Below are 21,949 nucleotides of genomic sequence, written 5' to 3'. Positions count from 1 at the left end.
AAAAACAAAATGGTTCCCCCTTGAGTATTGCCTATATTTCAAATTTTGAAGCGCATAGGATATAGAAAAGAAAGGGGGTGAAGTTATGGGCAACGGAGGATACGGTGGCGGTGGCTACGGCTCAGGCTTTGCTTTATTAGTTGTGTTATTTATTTTATTAATTATCGTTGGTGCAGCGTTCCTATACTAATTAATAAAACAGTGAAAAGCTAAGAGCTTTAACTCTTAGCTTTTCTTAACAATGTTAGACATTCGCGCCGCATGCCTGAGATTCTAGCCAATCTGATTGGCTAGAAAAAGTTGTTGCATGGGGGGCTCGACTTATCTTCGAGCGTGCGGACGGGCGCGGATGTCATAAATTTTTAAAAAAAGCCTGGAAAAATTTAGAAACCATTACGCCGAGGCGTAATGGATTTTTCTGTTATACTGCATATAAAATTTCAATGTAGAATGAGACAAGTAGGATCGTAATAAGTATATTTATAGTTCGGAATATTTTTGGTTGGTTTTCTTCGGGAATTTCACGTCGCATGCATAGAGCATATGTCATGCGGTTAATTTGAAATAAATAGAATACCGAGAATAGAACTACAATCATTAATAGCAAGTCTATTCCTCCCCTCTTTCAATAGTAATAGCATAACAAAGAACGCCAATAAAAAACAAGTACAAGCATTTAGTGAACAGTTGGTGGAACTAAAATTTCATAGCCTTTAGGTGTTTCTTCTATTTGCGAATTTCTAGGTGAATTCAATAGATACTTCACGTAAAGGATATCAATCAGACATAGACTACAATGATAGGCTAACAGCAATGTCCCATAATGTGTATAGGCTGGTAAAAGCCATGTTCCAACTATAATACTAGTGTTTACAACGATAAAAGGCGTAAGTAATGCTAAGATGTAACGATTTTTAGATAAAGGCTCTCGAATTCGCATGTGTAAAACAGGAATTATATAAAATTGACTACGTACGCGTAATTTTAAATGCTGGCGTAAATCGTATAGCGCCAAAAAGTGCAAAAATTTGTGAATGGGATAGAGTGTTAACACAGCTATTACAAAGAGCCAGAATAAACGATCTGTATAATGCTCTTCATTGAATAAATTAAACGTTACATACGAAACAGAAAAGACCACTAAAAAAGTAATGACACTCATTATAATAATACGCGTAGTACCGTAATGATGTTCTAAATTTAAAATTTTCCAGCAATGCATGGTTATTATCAACTCCGAAATAGGAAGTGTCCTATTTAATGTAAATTGAATTATGTTAGAATGCAAGAAAAAGGAGGTACTTCAGAAATATTTCTGAAATACCTCCTTTCACATGACTTATTCCTGAATGAACAGTAGTATAACTCATTATGTTCAACTTATAAATAATTGCAGGAAAAATTATGTGCAGTTTGAAGCTTCGTCTTATCCTTTTACAGGTGTGCGTTCTTCTAGCGTGTCAAAGGAATCGCGGAAATGTTGGAAGGAGCGTTCGAAAATGTCGATGAAATCCTCACCATAGATATTTCGAATAACAGCCATTACATCTAAAAAATCAGGGAAACGGCCATATAAATCTTTTAATGCTAGTGATCCTTCCAGTACGGAATGATACGTATTATGGTAGTTTTTATTCATCTCTATAATGAGCTCTGTGCCAGCTTCGGTAAGCTCAACATACGTATTACGTTTATCGTCATCACGTTTGGAAAACTTAAGAAAGCCACGCTCTTCTAGTTTTTTGGAGAAATTAAATGCTGTAGAAACATGCATCACGCCAAATTTTGCAACATCAGAAATGGAAGCCCCTTTTAAATGGTATGAAATCCATAAAATATGGTGTTCATTAATATTTAAATCATAAGGTTTAATCCATTGTTGCCAATCCTTTTCAACCGCTTTCCACAGCGCTTTTGATAACTGCGCGATTCTTTGACTATAAAGCATCGCTTCTTTTTGTGTATATAATTCCTCTGACAAAGCCATCACCTACTGCTTTCTTTCACATTTTTAAAAATATTATAGCAGTAAAGGAAAAAAGTTTAAAGTTAGAAAAATTAAAAAATTGAAAAGTGGCTAAAAAATAATATTATAGCAATAGTTTTTAATAAAAAAATAGATTATTCATCTATTACCAAGGACTTTAGTCGCTAACTTTTTCTTGCGGTTTTTTCTTGTTTTCTGTGATTTGTGCAATGTTTTTCTCGATTTCGCTTATCGAATTCTGTAAAGCATCTAATTCTTGTTGTAAATTATTTTTTGTAGGTTCAATTTCTTCCGTAAAAGTCGTTATTGTTTGCTTTAAATCATTTATTATTTGCGGGATATTATTTTTAACTTCATTTGTTAATGTATTAACAGATTGTTTAACAGTCCCTACTTGTTGTTTTACATCAAGGAGCATACCTTTTGTTTGGTCAACATTTTGTTTGACAGAAGCACGTAGCTGTTGTCCAGATTGCGGTGTTGAGAAAAGTACAGCGATTGTTCCACCGATAATGCCTGTTGTTAGTCCAAGTAAAAATGGTTTTGCTTTCATATTGGATACCTCATTTCTAGTCATGTTTATCTACTATTAAACCATGAAATGCACAAATACAAAAAGAAAAAAGAAACTAAACGAGTGATTTGACCGTCACAGTTTAGTTTCTTTTGATTATTTAAAGTGTTTATTTATGAAATTTGAGAAATAGCTGTATTGAATTTAGAGCGCTTCACTAATTTTGCAATAATTGGATAAATAACAGCAAACGCAACAACGTTAAATGCGACAGCTGGAAGGACAACGCCAATAAATAGCATCGCAAATGTTGCACCAACATTTGCATTGAACACAAAAAGCGCTACTGCCAAAAAGACAGTTCCTGAAAGAATCGTTCCCAAGCCAACTAAGACAGCAGATACGGCGAAATGACCTGCCAGTTTTTTGAGAATGAGTAAAGCAGCTAAAAATACAAAACCAGTAACAGCTTTATCAATAATATTTGGAACTAGACCTGCTGGGAATGTTGTAAACAAACCTGAAAGCACCCCTGTTGAAAGAGAAAGTAGGAACGTTTCTTTCACAGTTGGGAACAATAAAATGCCAATAAACATCATGGTTAACATAAAATCAGGCTTCATCCCATTCACCATTCCTGGTGTAACCACATAAAGTGCAGCACCGACACCTACTAACAGTGCCATTAATACTAAATTCTTTGTATTCATTTGAATCTCTCCTCGACTATGCTAATCTATTTGTCTCCTAGCGTGTCCTCTTGACCGCTAGCGAAACTTATTTGTGATTGTACGCTAAATTTTTAAAATTTGCAATACAGCATTCTGAACATTCCGATGTTAATATATTACAAATGGCTTATAGATTGGCTTTAATATTTTCTGCTACTTCTGACAACTGCTCTGGTGAGTACTTTTGTGTTTGCCAAATTAGGCCTAGCCCTTCTTTTTCATCGTAACGCGGAATAAAATGTAAGTGGTAGTGGAAAACAGTTTGTCCAGCGGCAGCACCGTTGTTATTAATCGTATTTAAACCTATTGGCTGAAACGCTGCTTTAATAGCATTCGCGATTTTTGGTGCAACAGCATATAGATTACGTGCCACTTCCTCTGGCATCTCGAATAGATCTTGGCAGTGATGCTTTGGAATTAATAGTGTGTGTCCTTTTGCAACAGGTGAAATGTCTGTGAATGCATAGACATGATCGTCTTCATAAACTTTTGTACTTGGAATGGATCCGTCAATAATTTTGCAAAATAGGCAATCGCTCATAAGAATTTCCCCCTTAACGTATATGTAAGTACATTCTATCATACTCAAACCTGTATCATTTGCTAATTTTTGATAAAATATAAAACAAGAAGAGGAGTGAGGATATGTCAGTATTAGAGGTACAGCATGTGACAGGTGGTTATACAAGAAAACCTGTTATTAAAGATCTATCTTTTACGATTGGAAAAGGTGAATTAGTTGGCTTAATCGGCTTAAATGGAGCAGGTAAAAGTACAACGATTAAACATATTATAGGAACGATGTTGCCAAAGGAAGGGGACATTCGTTTAAATGGTGTGACATTAAAGGAAGATACGGACAAGTATCGTACAGCTTTTTCTTATATTCCTGAGACCCCTGTATTATACGATGAGCTAACATTAAGAGAGCATTTAGAATTAACAGCAATGGCTTACGGTATAGACAAAGCAACACTCGATGCTCGTTCTGAGGTGCTGTTAAAAGAGTTTCGAATGGAGAAAAGATTAAATTGGTTCCCTTCACACTTTTCAAAGGGAATGCGTCAAAAAGTCATGATTATGTGTGCCTTTTTAGTGAATCCAAGTCTATATATTATTGATGAGCCTTTTGTGGGATTAGATCCACTAGGTATTCAATCGTTATTAGACCAAATGGATGAAAAGAAAAAAGAAGGCGCTTCTATATTAATGTCTACACATATTCTATCGACAGCTGAAAAGCATTGTGATCGCATTATTTTATTACATGAAGGAAGAGTGCGAGCACAAGGAACAATGGCTGATTTACGTCAATCATTTGCTATGCCGTATGCGACATTAGATGACCTTTATATTGCTATGACAAAGGAGCGGGACCATGAAGAACTTGCGTGATGTATGGTCCTCTCGCTTCATGCATTATATAGGAGAAGTACAAAAATATATGCAATTTATATTTACAGGGCATATTGCCATTGTACTTGTATTTCTAATAGGAGCAGGGGGCTATCAATATAGCGAATGGCTGAAAGTTGTTCAACCAGACTTTCCAGCAGAAATCGTGGTAGCTGTTATCATAGGGATTTTATTGGCCTTTAGCCGTCCGACTACACTGTTGAGAGAGCCAGATCAAGTATACTTATTACCTTTAGAATCAAAAATGTCTCTGTATTTCAGCAAGGCGCTGGCTTGGACGTTTTGGTCTCAGGTGTGGATTGTAGCGATTGTCTATATTGTTAGTATCCCGTTATTAAAAGCTGTGACGGAATTAACAACGGTGGAAATATGGACGATTTTTTTACTTACCATTGTATTGAAATATCTAAGTGTTCGAGGAGAATTCAGCTATCGTTATAGTGAACGAGGACAAATGGTTTGGGTGGATAGATTTATTCGAGCTGTTATATTTGCTGCTGCTCTATATATGGGGCTTCATGCGCAGCTGCTATTAGCGGTAGTCGCTACAGTTATTAGCATTATTTATATTATTGTTTTTAGAAAAAAATCAGTTGGCGAACCTGTGCCGTATGAGCATTTTGTCAAGCTCGAACAGAATCGTATGATGAGCTTCTATCGTTTTGCAAATTATTTTACAGATGTACCCCATCTACACGGAAGCATTCGGCGTCGAGGCTGGATGGACTGGCTCTATCGGTTTGTACCGTATGGTAAGGAGAATACTCAAAAGTATTTGGTGTTTCGTACCTTTATCCGGACAGATGACCATTTCTATTTATGGCTTCGTCTTACGGCCATTTCTGCCGTCATCGCAGCTTTTGTAGATATTCCTGTCGTTACATGGATTGTAGCAGGCGCACTAAGCTTTGCCACAACAATTCAGTTAAAACAAGCGCTGCTATCTAGTGGTGAATTTCGAATGGACATGCTCTATCCGTTACCAGATCATGCTCGTCAACTAGCTGTGAAGCAAATTGTACGTTTAGCAATGATTACCCAAGCAATTATTGTTGGTTTATGTGCCATTACACAGCCCATGTTTTATATTGCCGTTATCCTAGTTTTAGTGATTAGTGAATTAACAGCGAAAATATCCAAATGAAGAGGCTATAGCTGACAAATTGAAAAGCTCATTTTCCAATGCTCGCATTCGGAAAATGAGCTTTTTTATTATCTATCTACTCTGTATCTTCTTTCGGTATAGCACTGTAAGTAGTGACATAGGAAGCTGCTGAAAAGATATTTTGCTGACGTACGGCTGTTGAATCGTCTGTTTTTGCATGGGCTGATTCAAACGCTTTGGAGCTCTTCCATGCTTCAAAAGAATGTGGTCCATTCCATTGCGTCATAACAATATAAGTCTCACTCTTGATTGGACGTAATAAACGGAATGCCACAAAGCCTGGCTCATTTTCAATAGCGCGTGAACGCTCTAAAAAGCGGTGCTCGAAAACTGGACGCCCTTCATCTGTTACAGGAATATTGTTGAAAACAAAGAAGCCACGTTCCTCTATATCATTTACTGAATCTAGCACTTCAAATTTACGGGGCGTCGCAAATACTGTTTTTCCTTCTGTTTCATGTATCAATACAGAATTACCTTCCCCATGAATTAAAATCATATGGTCATTAGGATACTTATTTTTTACTTGCTCTAAAAAATCGCCAGTACCAGAAGTTAAATAAATATACATGAATTTATCCTCCTTATGAATCTTACTAATATAGCGTGATTATACCCTTTCTAGCGGAAGTCTAACGCTCCGTTCAAAAAGAATATGTCGAGAAAGAACAATTTTATGACATTTCACTAGGAAAACTATACAATTTCAGAGGAAGCGTTTACTATTGGAAACGGATATCAATAATAAAGGAATAAACAAGCGATTTTTTTATAGTAACAATTTAACGAGGGGAAGGAACTATTCATGACAACTTTTAATGATACACTTCTACGTGCTGCACGTGGAGAAAGGACCGCACATACACCTGTTTGGTATATGCGTCAGGCAGGACGATCTCAGCCAGAATACCGTGCCATTAAAGAGAAATATTCCTTAGAGGAAATTACACATCAACCTGAACTATGTGCGTATGTTACTCGTCTGCCTGTAGAAAATTATAATGTTGATGCAGCGATTTTATATAAAGATATAGTCACACCTCTCCCTGGAATTGGGATAGATGTAAAAATCAAAGCAGGCGTTGGTCCTGTTATTTCAAATCCAATTCGTTCAGTAGCTGATGTAGAAAAATTAGGTGAATTTAATGCCAAAGAGCATACACCATTTGTATTAGAGACGATCAAGATACTTGCCGAAGAGCAATTGAATGTTCCTTTAATCGGTTTTGCTGGGGCACCATTCACACTTGCAAGCTACATGATTGAAGGTGGTCCTTCAAGAAACTATAATAAAACAAAATCATTTATGGTTTCAGAACCTCAAGCTTGGTTTGCTTTAATGGATAAACTAGCTGACATGATTATTGCAGATGTAACAGCTCAAATTAAAGCTGGCGCAAAAGCCATCCAAGTGTTTGACTCATGGGTTGGGGCTTTAAATGTCGAGGATTATCGCGTATTTATTAAACCAATTATGACGCGTATTTTTGCAGAGTTGCAAAAAGAAAATGTACCATTAATTCAATTTGGTGTCGGTGCTAGCCATTTAGCAAAAGAATGGAATGATTTACCGATCGATGTTGTAGGCTTAGACTGGCGTTTACCTATTAAAGACGCACGTGCGAATGGCATTACAAAACCTGTACAGGGTAACTTAGATCCATCCCTATTACTTGCGGACTGGTCAATTATTGAAAAAAGAACAAAAGATATTATCGATCAAGGTTTAGAAATGCCAGGTCATATCTTTAATCTAGGACATGGTGTTTTCCCAGAGGTTGACCCTGATGTCTTAAAACGTCTTACAACGCTTATTCATGAATATAGTGCTCAACAAATTCAAGCTCGTTCTTAATAGAAGTCAATGAAGTGTAAATAATATGAATAATATGTCCTTTTCTATATAGGAAGTTTTAATTTCCATGTAGAAAAGGAGCTGTCCAATAATAAAGATTGGGCAGCTTCTTTTTATCACATAATGTATGAAAACATAAAACAATTTTAGAGGTGAAAAGGGTAATGAAAGAAGTTAAAGGCTTATTAGTAATGGCATACGGAACACCTTATAAAGAAGAAGATATTGAACCTTACTATACGCATATTCGTCATGGACGTAAACCTTCCGCAGAGCATTTAGAAGATTTACGTAGTCGCTATGAAGCAATCGGTGGTTTGTCCCCATTAGCTGCGGCAACTCAAGCACAAGCTGAAGCATTATGTGCGCGTTTGAACGAAGTGCAGGATGCTGTAGAATATAAATTGTTTATTGGTTTAAAACATATTCATCCATTTATTGAAGATGCAGTAGAGCAAATGCTGGCAGAGGGCATAAGAGAAGCAGTTTCTATTGTTTTAGCTCCTCATTTCTCTACGTTCTCTATTAAGTCTTATAATGGTCGTGCTGAAGAAGCAGCAGGAGGTCGCTTAAAGATTACTTCTGTGGAATCTTGGTATGATGAGCCGAAATTCATTGAGTACTGGACACAACAAGTGAATGAGACATTCAATGCAATGTCAGAAGAAGAACGTGAGAAAGCTTGTCTAATTGTGTCAGCTCATTCATTGCCTGAAAAAATTAAAAACTTAGGTGATCCATATGAAGATCAACTAATTGAAACAGCACGTCTTATTCAAACTGCGACAGGTTTAAAAAATGTAGAGGTTGGCTGGCAATCAGCAGGCCAAACACCAGAGCCTTGGATTGGTCCAGATGTTCAAGATTTAACACGTGAGCTATTTGAAGAAAAGGGCTTCCGTTCATTTGTTTATACACCAGTAGGTTTTGTAACAGAGCATTTAGAAGTGTTGTATGACAATGATTTTGAATGTAAAGTAGTTTGTGATGAACTTGGCGCAAAATACTACCGTCCAGCGATGCCAAACACACATCCATTATTTATTGATGCGATGGTAGATGCAATTCATAAAAAATTAAGCTAAGCGAAAAGAAAGTGATGATGTTGGTGACTCAGAAAAGACGAAAGGTAGTTGTCGTAGGCGGTGGCATTACAGGCCTTACAGCTGCGTTCTATATGCAAAAAGAAGCAAGCGAAAAAGAATTGCCATTAGATATCGTACTTGTCGAGTCGTCATTACGTCTTGGCGGAAAAATTCAAACACTAAGAAAAGATGGCTTTATTATTGAGCGTGGGCCAGAATCTTTTTTTGATCGTGAAAACTATGTCAATGCTTTAGCAAAGGATCTTGGGATTGAACAGAAACTATTAACAAGCAATGCAGGGCCAAATTATGTTGCTGTTGGTAGTCAGTTATATCCAATACCTAGTCATCTCCTATCAGGAGAGACACCCCATATCTCCTCCTTCATAACATCAGGCTTGTTTTCACTTAGCGGTAAAGTTCGTGCGGCTGGGGACTTTTTCATCCCTCGTTCAGCACAGGATGACGATCAACCGCTAGGCGCGTTTTTTAGAAGAAGATTTGGTGCTGAGATTGTGGAAAATCTAGTAGAACCATTACTAGCGGGTACATTTGCAGGAGATATTGAGCAATTAAGTATGAGCTCAACCTTCCCACAGTTGTATAGTTTAGAACAAAAATATCGTAGTTTGCTGATTGGTATGAAGAAGTCAGGAACAAATTTTTTAAGCAATCATCAGATAGCTGAAAATAAGGGAATCTTTCAAACCTTTAGCAATGGCCTTGAAACACTCATTGAAAGTATAGAAGAATCACTACTTCCTGGGACAGTTATGAAGGGTGTCAAAGTAGAGGAATTAGAGCATGGCAAGGATGGTTCAGTTCAAGTGATGCTCAATAATTTCTCGCATATCAAAGCGGATGCTGTTATTATTGCTACCCCTTTTAATATGGCTGAAAAAATGTTTAGTAAGCAAAGTCTGTTACATGAATTGGGGACTATGAAGGCTGCAACTATTGCAACCGTTACAATGGCGTTTAAAAAGGAACAGCTCGGTGATTTAGATGCACTGTCTTTTTATGTCTCGAGAAATAGTGATTTTTCGATTACTTCTTGTACTTGGATGAATCGAAAATGGCCAGGTACCTCACCAGACGATTATGTATTATTACGTAGTTATATTGGTCGAGTGGGCGACGAAGCGATAGTGGCGTTATCGGATACGGAGATCGAAAAAACCGTGCTACAGGATTTAAAGAAAACGATTGGTATTGATGGGGAACCTATCACAACAGTTGTAACACGTTGGAAAAATGCGATGCCACAATATACAGTTGGACATGAAGCGAAAGTTCAACGTATCAAGCAGGAATTACAAGAACATTTTCCAACTGTCAAACTTGCAGGAAGCTCGTTTGAAGGAATATCGATTCCAGAGTGTGTGCAGCAAGGTAAACATGTTGCGGATGAAGTATTAATGGAAATACTTAAGTAATGGAAAGAAAATAGTACAAACATTTATTATCAATGTTTGTACTATTTTTTTGTATATTTCTACTAAAAACTGTATTAGCTATCAATGTCCTCGCTCTAAGAAATTCGATGACATGACCAAACGATACCACCAGAGTTAGCGCCGCCTAGTGTAAGACCGATTGTCAGGCCATTGGCTTCATAGAATAGATCAATAGTATCTCCAGCGTTTAGTTGTACCTCACCTGCCAAAGTCACAGTGCCATTTCCAAGAATTGCACGCAATGTTAATACAAGTGCAACGTTTACATTTAATACAGGGAATAATCCGCTAATTAAATTTGTTGATGTATTTCTTCGGATTGCAAATGAAGGATTTACTCCTACTCCTAAAGCAACGGTAATGGCCGCAGTAGTAGAATAGTTGATAGTTGCTTCAAAGGAATATCTACCCGTAGTTGGTACAGTGAATACGCCAGTTGTCGGATTAAAAGCAGGAGTAGTAAAGTAAGGCGATGCTATACTCCAGTTAGTGATAGACGTAGACGCACTAACAGCTAAAGTGTTTTTAAATGCTGAGAATCCTTCGGTAAAAGCTGGTCCAGTAGCGCCGGTTACGCCAGTAGAACCGGCAACCCCAGTCGGTCCAGTAACGCCAGTAGCCCCAGTAGTGCCAGTAGAACCGGCAACCCCAGTAGCACCGGTAGCCCCAGTCGCGCCAGTTACGCCAGTAGAACCAACAACCCCAGTCAGTCCAGTAACGCCGGTAGCCCCAGTAGTGCCAGTAGAACCAGTAGAACCAGTAGCCCCAGCGATCCCAGTAGGTCCAGTAGCCCCAGTAGAACCAGCAATCCCAGTCGCGCCGGTTACGCCGGTTACGCCAGTTGCGCCAGTAGAACCAACAACCCCAGTCGGTCCAGTAACGCCGGTAGCCCCAGTAGTGCCAGTAGTGCCAGTAGAACCAGTAGAACCAGTAGCCCCAGTAGGTCCAGTAGGTCCAGTCGCGCCGGTAGTCCCAGTCGGTCCAGTAACGCCGGTAGCCCCAGTAGTGCCAGTAGAACCGGCAACCCCAGTAGCACCGGTAGCCCCAGTAGGTCCAGTAGCCCCAGCAATCCCAGTAGGTCCAGTCGCGCCAGTAGCCCCAGCAATCCCAGTTGCGCCGGTAGTCCCAGTCGTGCCAGTAGAACCGGCAACCCCAGTTGGTCCAGTAACGCCGGTAGCCCCAGCAATCCCAGTAGGTCCAGTAACCCCAGTAACCCCAGTAACCCCAGTAGAGCCAGTAGCCCCAGTAGAGCCAGTAGCCCCAGTAGGTCCGATATCTCCAGTAGAGCCAGTGACCCCGGTAGGTCCGATATCTCCAGTAGAGCCAGTAACGCCGGTAGCCCCAGTCGGTCCGATATCTCCAGTAGAGCCAGTAACGCCGGTAGGTCCGATATCTCCAGTAGAGCCAGTAACGCCAGTAGGTCCGATATCTCCAGTAGAACCAGTAACACCAGTCGGCCCGGTAACCCCAGTAGAGCCAGTAACGCCGGTAGAGCCAGTAACGCCAGTCGGTCCGGTTACCCCAGTAGGTCCAGTAACGCCGGTAGAGCCAGTAACTCCAGTAATCCCAGTAACGCCGGTAGAGCCAGTAGCCCCGGTAAAGCCAGTAACGCCGGTAGCCCCAGTAGCCCCAGTAGCCCCAGTAACGCCAGTAGAGCCAGTAATGCCAGTCAGTCCGGTAACCCCAGTAACCCCAGTAGAGCCAGTAACCCCGGTAGAGCCAGTAACGCCAGTAGCCCCAGTAGCCCCAGTAGCCCCAGTACTACCTGTTGGACCAGTTATCCCACCAGTCGGTCCTGTAGGCTTTACTGGCCAAATTGGACAACTTGGAATAGGGCCAGTTTTACAACAACAAGGAAATGAATGACACTTACTGCAAACTCTATCTATAAAATTTCCAAAATGCATAATCTCACCTCCTCTCTCAAATATCGTATTCTGAATAATGATAGGGGAGGTAGACACATAACTATTAATTACTTGTAAATCGAGAGTTATTTATAGATTCGTTGCAACTGTTTTTAAGATAATTGGATGTTTATCATATGAATATGAGCTAAAACTTTTTAGATGGTTATTGAAATTTTTTAAGAGTCATTTTGATTGATTGTTAAAATACGCTTGAAATATTCTTTATTGTGTAGAATTTTTGGGTCATTTGGAATGAACGAGCCGGCTAATTCATTATGTGCATTGGCTAGTTCATATTGTTGTAAGCGGTCGTATAGCACACAGAGCTGTAAGTGAGGGAGCCATGTAGAAAAGCTTTTGTTTTGAAAAGGAGCGTTTGATTTTTGTTTAATAACAAGTGCTTGCTCGTACCAAAAAACTGCTTCGTAATTCTTGAATTGCTCCATGAAATGATAGCCTAGGCGACAGCAGGCTTCGGGGCGGGGAACATCGTATTCGAAGCTTCGTAAAATAGCATTGAAGTTGTTTTCTTTATCATTTAAATGGGAATAGCAATCTGCTAATTTTAAGCAGGCACGAATATTATCTTCTACCCAGCCTAATTTGGAGGTTAAAAATAATTCATAATGGTAAATAGCTTCCTCAAATTGACCATGATCTACTAATTCATTAGCAAAATAAAATGTATCACGTGGTGATAGTGTTTCTCCTGCTTCAATCAGTTGTCTATAAATCGTAATATTACGGGCGTGATCGTGGGTTAACGGTAAATGGCTAACGGCGACATCACTATCAAACAACACGCCACCGACTTCTAAATATTCATGAACTGCACCAATCCATTGAAATTGTTTTTCTCTTCTGACTAGACGATATCTTCTTATTAAGGCGTCTGCATTACCCTCATGATCGAAACTTAAATGATAATTCATTGAAACAGCATCTACATTAGAGGTTAGAGATGCTTTGAGTGCCTTTAATTTTTGTCGATCTTCCTCTAGAAAAACATCATCTGCATCTAGCCAGAGGATGTATTCCTTTGTTGCTTGTTGAAAGGAATAGTTTCGTGCTGCTGCAAAGTGATGTATCCATTTAAAATCAAAAACTCTGTCTGTATACTGTGCAACCACTTGTTTTGTACTATCTGTTGATCCAGTATCGACAATATTAATTTCATCTACTAGATCTTTGACGGATTCAAGACATCGACCAATAACATCTTCTTCATTTTTTACAATCATACATAAGCTAATGGAAATCATACTATATTCCTCCTTACCATTATCTTTGTAATATATGTAAGGACGGAAATATTGGTTGGATGATTGAACTGATAGAGGGATTGTGAGCCTGAAATGTGAAATGTATTTTCATGGTTTGTCATAAATTCACCTTCCAAGTTTCACCCGAATTTCACAATTGTGAAGTATAGTAAAGGGGCAGAGGTGATAAAGTTGAAAAAATGGGCATTCTTCATTTTTTCGTTACTACAAATTCTATGGTTAGCGGGTTGCGCTGAAAAGTCATATGAACCCATTGAAAGGGAACGAAGTTTTATAGCTTCATTAAACATACAAGAACCATCATTAGATTTTATTGATGAGGATGGCAATGTACTTGCAACATGGTTATTTGATAAAGCTTATTCAGGGGCCATCCTATTAGGAGATGACCAAGTTTTATTATATGGACACCAATTAAATAACATCGACGTCTATACAATATCAACTGGAGAAAAGCTCTATTCAAAAAAAGTAGAGATTGGTACGACCAATGTATACTACGATGACAACATCAAGCAATTTTTTATCACGAATAGTAAAACCAATACAGTGACAAGCTTTGATCAAGAAGGCAATCAGTTAGCTACACAACAGCTTGGCAATTACCCGATGTCAATGGCATCGTATAGGGATAAACTGTATGTTATTAATTTTAAAGATACAAAATTATCTGTGTTAAATATGAAGGATTTGACTATTGAGCAAGAGTGGCCGATTAAAAAATCTGCACATGGAATAGCTGTCCTAGAAGAAACACATGAACTATGGATAGGCGGTCATGGAGAAGGAAGTAAGCCAAATAGTTCAGTTAAAAAATATGATTTGACTACAGGCCAACTGCATGGAGAGATTGACATGCCTTTGATGCCAGTAGGGTTAAAAAAGACTAAAGATGCCGTTCTTGTTGTAAGTCATGGTCACAACGAGTTATATGTGGCTGATTTTGATGGTCATATCAAATGGCAGCAAGAGGTTGGAGCAAATCCCTTTGTAGTGAATCAGTTTAAAGATTATATTGTTGTCGCTGGCTATGACGATCATACATTGTACTTTATAAAGGATGGCCAGAAGGAAAAAACAGTTGATGTAGGGAAAGGTGCTTTTCAGCTGTTAGTAAGGGAGGAACAATGATGACAACTGTATTAATAGTTGACGATGAGCAGGATATGCGTAATTTAATTGAAATGATGCTCAATAACTCTGATATAGAGACATTTACTGCCGCTAGTGGAACTGAGGCTTACGATGTAATAGTACGTGAAAATATAGATTTAGTATTACTTGATGTAATGATGCCACATGAGGATGGTTTTGTTGTTTGTCAAAGCATTCGTGCTATGTCCAATGTACCGATTATTTTTCTGACTGCACGTGATGCGAATGAGGATAAGGTGAAAGGTCTTACACTTGGTGGGGATGATTATATTGTTAAACCATTTACACATGATGAACTGGTAGCTAGAATTTATGCTGTATTAAGAAGAAGTGGTGCGAATATTACAGAGCTACAGCAGAAGTACGTGATTTTTGGCTCTATTAAAATAGATGAAATAGCACGAAAAGTATCTGTTGATGGAAAGAGTATTCCACTTACTTTAAAGGAATTTGAGCTATTGCACTTATTTATGAAAAATCCAGGTAATGCCTATTCCAGAGAGCAATTACTAGAACGGATTTGGGATATTGATTATGTAGGTGGTACGCGCACGGTTGATACACATATTAAAACGTTACGAATAAAGCTTGGAAAGGATGCGGCTGCACATATTCAAACCGTTTGGGGAGTGGGCTACCGCTTTGATCCTGGCGAATGAAAAAGATTGCCACTCGCATTTGGTTGTTAATTTTCGCTTTTTTAATTATTACCGTTGTCTTTATGTATGTTCTCACAAATTTTTTGTATCAACGTTTATATGTACAAGATACAGAAGATACAATGGTCGAAGTCGGTTTGAAGCTACAGACAATGTATGACAATGGAAAGGTAACGGATGAATTTATCGCAGATATCGAACAATTTAATGATTATTCAAATTTGAATATATTTGCGGTAAGGAATCCACGTGAATTAAGTGCCTGTGTTCCATTTGATATAGATTATGAGACATTGATTGGTCCTGAGGAAAGACAGAAATTATTAGCAGGAAAATATGTGCAAAAAATTGGGTACGAGCCTCGTTTTGATCGACAACTTATTTCGGTGGTTGTACCACTTGTTGATCAAAATCGATTAGAAGGTATTATTTATATTTATTTCCCATTGGCCAAAATCAGTGAATTGGCAAATAGTGGCGTTATTTTATTGTTTATTAGTGCCTTCATATTTTTAGTAGTCGCTAGCTATTTAATTTATAAAGGGATTCGACATATTATGCGACCATTAAGCGATTTACAGCGTGCAGTGGAACAGATGTCCTATGGGAATTATGAGACACGTGTGCCTGTCAATTCACGAGATGAAATCGGTAAACTATCTAGTACCTTTAATAAAATGGCAGAGGCAATTCAGCAAGAGGATGAAGCACAAAAAACGTTCTTGGCAACAGTCTCACATGAATTACGAACACCCATAAGCTATGTAAAGGGCTATAGCGAAGCCATGCAAAACGGCATCATTACAGAAGGCCAAAAAGAAGAAACCATTCAGCTAATCGTCCGTGAGGCCAACCGCATGGAACGCTTAACAAACGAATTACTTCAACTGGCAAGAACAGAAAATGAACAAACCGATATTGATTTATATCCAATTCCGTTAGGTGAAACATTACGAGAGGTTCAAAAAATCTTAACACATCAAGCAAATAAAAAGAACATAACTTTATATTTAGATGTAGATGATGCACTAATTATTGAAGCGGATGAAGTGAAGCTAAAACAAATTTTTATTAACATTATTGAAAATGCGATTAATTACTCGCATGAAAATTCTAAAGTGGAAATTGTTGCGGCTGAAAAGGCTGGTAGTGCCCAAATTACTATTAGGGATTATGGAATCGGTATTCCAGCAGAGGATATATCACATGTTACAGAGCGATTTTATCGTGTTAACAAAGCACGAAGTCGAGCGGACGGTGGTAGTGGACTAGGCTTATCTATTGTTGAACAGTTACTAAAACAGTTACAAGGTACGTTAGAAATTGAAAGTGTTGTTGAAAAAGGCACAGCCGTGAAGATACGGTTGCCATTAATGGAGGATTAAAAGATGAAAAAGTGGTTATTTGCGCTAATTGCAGTCCCTACATTATTAGTAGGGTGTGGAGAAAAAAAAGAGGCTTTACCAGAACCAGAAGTACCTCAAATCCCCGAAGTTGAGATTTTAACACCAAAAGAAGTAGCACTCAATGAAACAATTGAACTGGCAGCACATGTTGAACAAGGTGGAGAAAATGTCGATGATGCTGTTGTAGAATTTGAAGTTTGGGAATCAGGGAAACGTGATGAAGGACAAATGATTGATGGGAAATTAGAGCAAGACGGTGTTTATAAAGCAACGACTACATTTGATCATGACGGTGTTTACTTTATGTATGCACATACAACAGCAAACGGTGTTCATAATATGCCAAAGCAACAAATTATTGCTGGAAACCCAGATATGACAAAGGTTGTACCAGAAGATGAAAAAGCCAATAACAGCATGGATAATAATATGATGAATCATAATTCTGAAACATCAGATGATACGGATCATGGTGACGAAAAAAAAGATGAAAAAAATCATCATTAAAGGCTTGCAATTTTTTTGAAATAGGAATATGATAATGACCAGATGACCGAAATGGTTTTCTGGTCATTTTTATTGAAGTGTACAATAGATGTACATAACCTAACAAGAAAGGATGTTACTAATGGATCGTAGGCAGGAAATTCTTGAAGCAGCTGCAAAATCTTTTACGTTGTTTGGCTACAAGGCAACAACGATGGAGCAAGTGGCGAAAATTGCCAATGTCGGTAAAGGTACGATTTATACATTCTTTGCAAATAAAGAAATTTTATTTCAAGAGATCGCTATGTCACTTGTACGAGAGATGAAAGCGGAAGCGGATGCAGTGTTGGATGCATCAGCAAGCTTTATGGATAATGCGCATAATGCTTTAATGAAAATGCTACAGTTCCGAGAAAAACATCTTTTATTTGCAAAGCTAATCGAGGAAGAAAAAGAATTACGAACACCAGCAGTTAAACAAGTGCTATTACGCATTGAGACTGAAATCTTATCGTATGTCGCAGAGTTAATACAACGACGTATTAATAAAGGTGAAATTAGAGAATGTGATGCGGAACTTGTTAGTTACTTATTGCTGAAGGCATATCTTGCTTTTGTTGTCGATTGGCATGAGTTACACGGTGATGTGATCCCTGAAGATAAGATTCTCAATCTTTTTAAGGAAACGATCTTTCGAGGTTTGATTCTAACTTGATTCGATAAAATACAGCTGTAGAAGTATCGAATCAAGTGTTCTTTTTGCAATATTGTCGAGGTTGACTATTTTTTTTGAATGAAAATGACCAAATGACGTTTTCGGTCAAATAGTTTAGGAGTGAGGATATTATATGATTAAAGCTGAGTGGCTGAAGATCTTTAAAACAAGAAAAATGCTTGTTTCCATCATTGCTGTATTATTTATTCCAGTAATGTATGCGGGTATGTTTTTATGGGCGTTTTGGGATCCTTATGCGGGGCTTCCTAATCTACCAGTAGCCGTTGTCAATGAAGATACTGGTGCTGAGATGGATGGTGTTAAATTAGACTTGGGGGATACCTTAGTCGATAAATTGATAGATAGCGAACAATTTAACTTTATAGAAGTTTCAAAGGATGAAGCTGAAAAAGGCTTAAATAGTCGTGATTATTATATGATTTTAGAAATTCCAACAAATTTCTCTGAACATGCAACAACACTATTAGATGACAAACCATCAAAATTAGTGATGAACTACATTCCAAACGAGGGATTAAACTTCCTTGGTGCTCAAATTGGTGAGACGGCAATGGATCGTGTACGTGCTGAAGTAAATTCACAAGTATCAGCGACTTATGCTGAAAAATTATTTGATTCGATTGCAACACTTGGAGATGGCTTTACAGAAGCAGCAGATGGCTCAAATAAGCTAGATGAGGGTGCGCAAAAAGTAGCGAATGGTGCAAAAGATTTAAAAGGATATCTGGAGCAGCTAGCATCAAGCACAGTTGAATTATCAAATGGTACAGATAAATTAACAAAAGGTGCTGGGGATGCAGCAAAAGGCGCAAATGACTTATCTAGTGGTTTAGTCAAACTACAAGATGGCACTGTTCAATTACAACAAGGTGCACAGCAAGCTGCAAATGGTGCAACGAGTCTTGAACAAGGGTTATCACAATATACACAAGGTGTGGCAAAAGTTGGTGCTGGTTTAAATACTTTAAACGACAAACAACAGCAAATTAGTGCAGGTGCAGCATCTATTGCTGAGAACGCTGGTGCATTGAATGGTGCAGCAACCCAATTAACAGCAGGATCTGCAAAAGTGGAGGCAGGCATTACAGCCCTATCCAACCAATTACAAACAATGATGGCTTCAATGCCTGAAGAACAAGCAGCAGCATTAAAACAAACATTAGCGGAACTACAGGCAGGTAGTGCTAGTGTGCATAATGGTTTAACATCTTTATCAGCTGGTACAGAAAAACTACAAGCTGGTGCCAATCAAGTAAGCTCTGGTGCAACTCAAATTGCAGCAGGTCAGGCAGAAGTATTAGCTGGTGCGAATGCATTAACAGCTAAAAGCAATGCTTTATTGGAAGGTGCAAAAGGTCTACAAGCAGGTAATGCTACATTAGCTGCAAAATTAGGTGAACTACATGCGGGTGTGAATACAGCTGTAACAGGCTCAAAAACATTAGCATCTGGATTAAATGAATTAGCGAATGGTACAACAACATTAAATCAAGGTACTTCTACACTTGCTTCAAAATCTGGTGAGCTAGCACAAGGTTCTGCAACACTTGCAGATGGTTCTACGGAGCTTGCAGATGGTACAGCTACTTTATCTGGTAAACTAGGTGAGGCGAGTGAAAAAGCAAATGAAGTCAAAGCAAATCAAGACACGTATGATATGGTAGGTAGTCCAGTTGAAGTTGAAAAAGAGTCTGTAAACCATGTTCCTAACTATGGAACAGGTTTTGCACCGTACTTTATTTCTTTAGGCTTATTCGTAGGTGCATTATTAATTTCGATTGTGTTCCCACTTGTTGAACCTGCAATTCGCCCTAAAAACGGAGCATCTTGGTTTACAAGTAAAGTGACTGTACTAGCAGTCGTAGGTTTAGTGCAAACATTACTAACAGTAGTCATTGTAAAATGGGGTCTAGGACTTGAAGTGAATAATATGGGCTACTTTATCTTAACAGCATTATTAACAAGCTATGTATTTTTAGCCTTAATTCAAATGCTTGTTTCGATCTTTGGTGACCCTGGACGTTTCATGGCAATTGTTGTGTTAATTTTACAATTAACAACAAGTGCAGGTACGTTCCCATTAGAATTAATTCCTTCACCATTACAAGTATTTAACAAGCTATTACCGATGACATATACAGTTCAAGCATTTAAATCAAGTATTTCTACTGGCGACACGTCATTCTTAATGCAAAACTATGGTGTTCTAGCTGGTTTCTTAGTAGCATTCTTAGCTATCACATTTGGTTATTTCATGCTACTGCACAATAAACGTTACTCTAAAGTAGCTGAAGAAAACTAATCATGAAGCACTCACCCAATGTACGGTGAGTGCTTTTTTTGTTCATAGGGGTTATGTAATAATTCTTCAGCCTCAAAGGACATAAATAAAACAAAACCATCAATAAAATTTTTGTGAAAGATGAAAATGGATTTCCGTTGCAGGCTACTTGCTTTCCTGTGGGCGAGAAGCTTCCTCGCTACCGCCTCGTGCAGGAGTCCGCCTATACTCACTAAATTAGATTTTTAAGTTCAATATTTTGAGTGCAGTTCACTCATAAGAAGCTCTTGGAAAGGACGCTGGTAGAACGGCAATCCCCCCTCAGTGACATCGTCCTTTTTCAATAACAAAAAAACAACAGCTGATATGAGCGTATCAGCTGTTGTTTTTTGTAAGTGTAAGAGATTTAATTAAGGGTTCATCAAAATATGATGAAGGGTGTCATGATTACTACGTGTGGGGCACGTATATGACTATATCAGAATAGGCAAATGCTTATAGGTGGTTACATTTTTCACAAGTGTTGCTGTAGCATTCGCTTTGTTCTTCCATTTTTTCACCGCACTCAGTACATTGCTTTGCAGGTAAATTCTTGAAAAATTCAACTACGTTTTCTAACATTGTGGACTCCTCCTTTAAGTTCATCTGTACTATTACTGTTTTGATATTCCCTAGTGTATTATAACAGATGCTTTTCGTCAACACAAAATGCCTAATTTACGGTAAAATAAATATGGATATTTTGTGAAGGAGGAAACGTGAACTATGATTTTCGTTGATAATAAAGGGATCCATGATCCACGCATTAACCTTGCTATTGAGGAGTATTTGTTAAAAACAATGGACGTTGAGAAAGAGCCAGTGCTCCTTTTCTACATTAATCAACCGTCCATCATCATTGGTAAAAACCAAAATACGATTGAAGAAATCAATACAGACTATGTAGAGGACAATGGCATTATTGTTGTGCGCCGTCTGTCAGGTGGTGGTGCTGTTTATCATGATTTAGGGAATCTTAACTTCAGCTTTATTACAAATGATGATGGCGATAGCTTTATGAACTATAAAAAGTTCACACAACCAGTAGTTGACGCTCTAGCGAAAATGGGTGTGAATGCAGAGCTATCAGGACGAAATGATATACTAGCAGAAGGTCGTAAAGTTTCTGGGAACGCCCAATTCTCTACAAAAGGGCGTATGTTCAGTCATGGTACATTGATGTTTGATACAGAAATAGATGCGGTGGTCTCTGCCCTAAAGGTCAAAAAGGATAAGATTGAATCAAAAGGTATTAAATCGATTCGCTCACGAGTAGCAAACATTTCAGAGTTTTTAACCGAGCAAATGACGGTTGAGGAATTCCGTCTTGAAATTTTGAAATCCATTTTCGATGGAGAAGAAAATATTCGTTATTATGAGTTAACTGAGGAAGATTGGACAAATATCCACAAACTATCAGAAGAGCGCTATCAAACATGGGAGTGGAATTTTGGGAAATCACCACGCTTTAATATTCAAAAAACACATCGATTCCCAACAGGAGGCATTGATATTCGCCTAGAAGTAAATCATGGTGTGATGGAAGAAGCGCATATTTTTGGAGATTTCTTTGGTGTAGGTGATATGGCTGATATAGAACAGCGCTTAGTTGGGACAAACTATGACAGAGCGGCTATTGCTAAGGCATTAGCAGACATTGATATTCCTACATATTTTGGTGGAATTTCAACTGAGGACTTTTTACAATTAATTTATTAAGGAAAATACGGTTTCGTGTAATGATTTAGCCTAAAGGTTCGCTGACAATTATGTCGTCGAACCTT

The 21,949-nt window shown here is 38.3% G+C and carries 23 protein-coding genes; 13 read left to right on the top strand and 10 right to left on the bottom strand.

Annotated features, from left to right (window positions below; all coding sequences use genetic code 11):
- Positions 1-85 precede the first annotated feature (85 nt).
- The gene (locus MHB40_RS21050) at positions 86-190 is read left to right on the top strand and encodes a YjcZ family sporulation protein (RefSeq protein WP_004230765.1); all 105 of its coding nucleotides are present in this window, start codon (positions 86-88) and stop codon (positions 188-190) included.
- A gap of 231 nt (positions 191-421) precedes the next feature.
- Here the strand turns inward: MHB40_RS21050 and MHB40_RS21045 are convergent, their stop codons facing one another.
- The 6 genes from MHB40_RS21045 to MHB40_RS21020 form a co-directional block, all read right to left on the bottom strand.
- Complete coding sequence (locus MHB40_RS21045; RefSeq protein ID WP_008173337.1) at positions 422-607, bottom strand: hypothetical protein; 186 nt, start codon at positions 605-607, stop codon at positions 422-424.
- 69 nt (positions 608-676) lie between these two features.
- The gene (locus MHB40_RS21040; protein WP_342533411.1) at positions 677-1,162 is read right to left on the bottom strand and encodes a DUF3267 domain-containing protein; all 486 of its coding nucleotides are present in this window, start codon (positions 1,160-1,162) and stop codon (positions 677-679) included.
- 264 nt (positions 1,163-1,426) lie between these two features.
- Positions 1,427-1,987 (bottom strand): HTH-type transcriptional regulator Hpr, encoded by a 561-nt coding sequence (locus MHB40_RS21035; RefSeq protein WP_004230760.1) that lies wholly within the window; start codon positions 1,985-1,987, stop codon positions 1,427-1,429.
- A 157-nt stretch (positions 1,988-2,144) separates the two neighbouring features.
- Positions 2,145-2,540, bottom strand: coding sequence for a YtxH domain-containing protein (locus MHB40_RS21030; protein WP_048391751.1), 396 nt, complete (start codon positions 2,538-2,540; stop codon positions 2,145-2,147).
- Positions 2,541-2,674: 134 nt separating this feature from the next.
- Positions 2,675-3,211, bottom strand: coding sequence for a tryptophan transporter (locus MHB40_RS21025; RefSeq protein ID WP_205445495.1), 537 nt, complete (start codon positions 3,209-3,211; stop codon positions 2,675-2,677).
- Positions 3,212-3,359: 148 nt separating this feature from the next.
- Entirely contained in the window at positions 3,360-3,773 is a 414-nt protein-coding gene (locus MHB40_RS21020) for an HIT family protein (protein WP_342533410.1), read from the bottom strand.
- 104 nt (positions 3,774-3,877) lie between these two features.
- Between MHB40_RS21020 and MHB40_RS21015 the strand changes: the two genes are divergently transcribed.
- A complete protein-coding gene (locus tag MHB40_RS21015) occupies positions 3,878-4,627 on the top strand; it encodes an ABC transporter ATP-binding protein (protein ID WP_115674062.1) in 750 nt (249 codons plus the stop codon).
- Positions 4,611-5,792, top strand: coding sequence for an ABC transporter permease (locus MHB40_RS21010; protein ID WP_342533409.1), 1,182 nt, complete (start codon positions 4,611-4,613; stop codon positions 5,790-5,792). The genes MHB40_RS21015 and MHB40_RS21010 overlap by 17 nt, the downstream gene beginning before the upstream one ends.
- A 76-nt stretch (positions 5,793-5,868) precedes the next feature.
- Here MHB40_RS21010 and MHB40_RS21005 read toward each other — a convergent pair whose 3' ends face one another.
- Positions 5,869-6,384 carry an antibiotic biosynthesis monooxygenase gene (locus tag MHB40_RS21005; RefSeq protein WP_205445490.1) on the bottom strand — a complete coding sequence of 172 codons (516 nt, stop codon included), beginning with the start codon at positions 6,382-6,384 and terminating at the stop codon, positions 5,869-5,871.
- A 234-nt stretch (positions 6,385-6,618) separates the two neighbouring features.
- Between MHB40_RS21005 and hemE the strand changes: the two genes are divergently transcribed.
- From hemE to hemY, 3 genes are all read left to right on the top strand, one after another.
- Positions 6,619-7,668 (top strand): uroporphyrinogen decarboxylase, encoded by a 1,050-nt coding sequence (gene hemE, locus MHB40_RS21000; RefSeq protein WP_342441554.1) that lies wholly within the window; start codon positions 6,619-6,621, stop codon positions 7,666-7,668.
- A 164-nt stretch (positions 7,669-7,832) separates the two neighbouring features.
- Positions 7,833-8,753: a ferrochelatase gene (gene hemH, locus MHB40_RS20995; RefSeq protein ID WP_342533408.1), complete on the top strand. Its 921-nt coding sequence runs from the start codon at positions 7,833-7,835 to the stop codon at positions 8,751-8,753.
- A gap of 14 nt (positions 8,754-8,767) precedes the next feature.
- Entirely contained in the window at positions 8,768-10,189 is a 1,422-nt protein-coding gene (gene hemY / locus MHB40_RS20990; RefSeq protein WP_342533407.1) for a protoporphyrinogen oxidase, read from the top strand.
- A 95-nt stretch (positions 10,190-10,284) separates the two neighbouring features.
- Here hemY and MHB40_RS20985 read toward each other — a convergent pair whose 3' ends face one another.
- Together MHB40_RS20985 and MHB40_RS20980 are read right to left on the bottom strand one after the other, a co-directional pair.
- Positions 10,285-12,117 (bottom strand): collagen-like protein, encoded by a 1,833-nt coding sequence (locus MHB40_RS20985; protein ID WP_342533406.1) that lies wholly within the window; start codon positions 12,115-12,117, stop codon positions 10,285-10,287.
- Between the two features lie 179 nt (positions 12,118-12,296).
- Positions 12,297-13,382: a glycosyltransferase family 2 protein gene (locus MHB40_RS20980; protein ID WP_342533405.1), complete on the bottom strand. Its 1,086-nt coding sequence runs from the start codon at positions 13,380-13,382 to the stop codon at positions 12,297-12,299.
- Between the two features lie 159 nt (positions 13,383-13,541).
- On the opposite strand from MHB40_RS20980, the gene MHB40_RS20975 reads away from it, so the two are divergent.
- The 6 genes from MHB40_RS20975 (at position 13,542) to MHB40_RS20950 (ending at position 20,147) form a co-directional block, all read left to right on the top strand.
- Positions 13,542-14,534, top strand: a complete 993-nt coding sequence (locus MHB40_RS20975; protein ID WP_342533404.1) for a YncE family protein — start codon at positions 13,542-13,544, stop codon at positions 14,532-14,534.
- Positions 14,534-15,217 (top strand): response regulator transcription factor, encoded by a 684-nt coding sequence (locus MHB40_RS20970; RefSeq protein WP_205445479.1) that lies wholly within the window; start codon positions 14,534-14,536, stop codon positions 15,215-15,217. The genes MHB40_RS20975 and MHB40_RS20970 overlap by 1 nt, the downstream gene beginning before the upstream one ends.
- Positions 15,214-16,602, top strand: coding sequence for a HAMP domain-containing sensor histidine kinase (locus tag MHB40_RS20965; RefSeq protein ID WP_205445477.1), 1,389 nt, complete (start codon positions 15,214-15,216; stop codon positions 16,600-16,602). Before MHB40_RS20970 ends, MHB40_RS20965 begins: the two co-directional genes overlap by 4 nt.
- Positions 16,603-16,605: 3 nt before the next feature.
- Positions 16,606-17,130: a FixH family protein gene (locus MHB40_RS20960; RefSeq protein ID WP_342533403.1), complete on the top strand. Its 525-nt coding sequence runs from the start codon at positions 16,606-16,608 to the stop codon at positions 17,128-17,130.
- Positions 17,131-17,251: 121 nt separating this feature from the next.
- On the top strand, positions 17,252-17,824 hold the full coding sequence (locus MHB40_RS20955; RefSeq protein ID WP_205445474.1) for a TetR/AcrR family transcriptional regulator: 573 nt from the start codon (positions 17,252-17,254) through the stop codon (positions 17,822-17,824).
- A gap of 133 nt (positions 17,825-17,957) precedes the next feature.
- The gene (locus MHB40_RS20950; protein WP_048390815.1) at positions 17,958-20,147 is read left to right on the top strand and encodes a YhgE/Pip domain-containing protein; all 2,190 of its coding nucleotides are present in this window, start codon (positions 17,958-17,960) and stop codon (positions 20,145-20,147) included.
- 474 nt (positions 20,148-20,621) lie between these two features.
- Here MHB40_RS20950 and yhfH read toward each other — a convergent pair whose 3' ends face one another.
- Positions 20,622-20,747 carry a protein YhfH gene (gene yhfH, locus MHB40_RS20945; RefSeq protein WP_004230455.1) on the bottom strand — a complete coding sequence of 42 codons (126 nt, stop codon included), beginning with the start codon at positions 20,745-20,747 and terminating at the stop codon, positions 20,622-20,624.
- Between the two features lie 144 nt (positions 20,748-20,891).
- On the opposite strand from yhfH, the gene MHB40_RS20940 reads away from it, so the two are divergent.
- Complete coding sequence (locus MHB40_RS20940; RefSeq protein ID WP_342441547.1) at positions 20,892-21,884, top strand: lipoate--protein ligase; 993 nt, start codon at positions 20,892-20,894, stop codon at positions 21,882-21,884.
- The last annotated feature ends 65 nt before the right edge of the window (positions 21,885-21,949 follow it).

Source organism: Lysinibacillus sp. FSL K6-0057, from assembly GCF_038630885.1.
In the GTDB taxonomy this organism is placed as follows: domain Bacteria; phylum Bacillota; class Bacilli; order Bacillales_A; family Planococcaceae; genus Lysinibacillus; species Lysinibacillus fusiformis_F.
The sequence above is the reverse complement of the archived record's forward strand: the minus strand, read 5'-3'. Positions and strand labels throughout refer to the sequence as shown.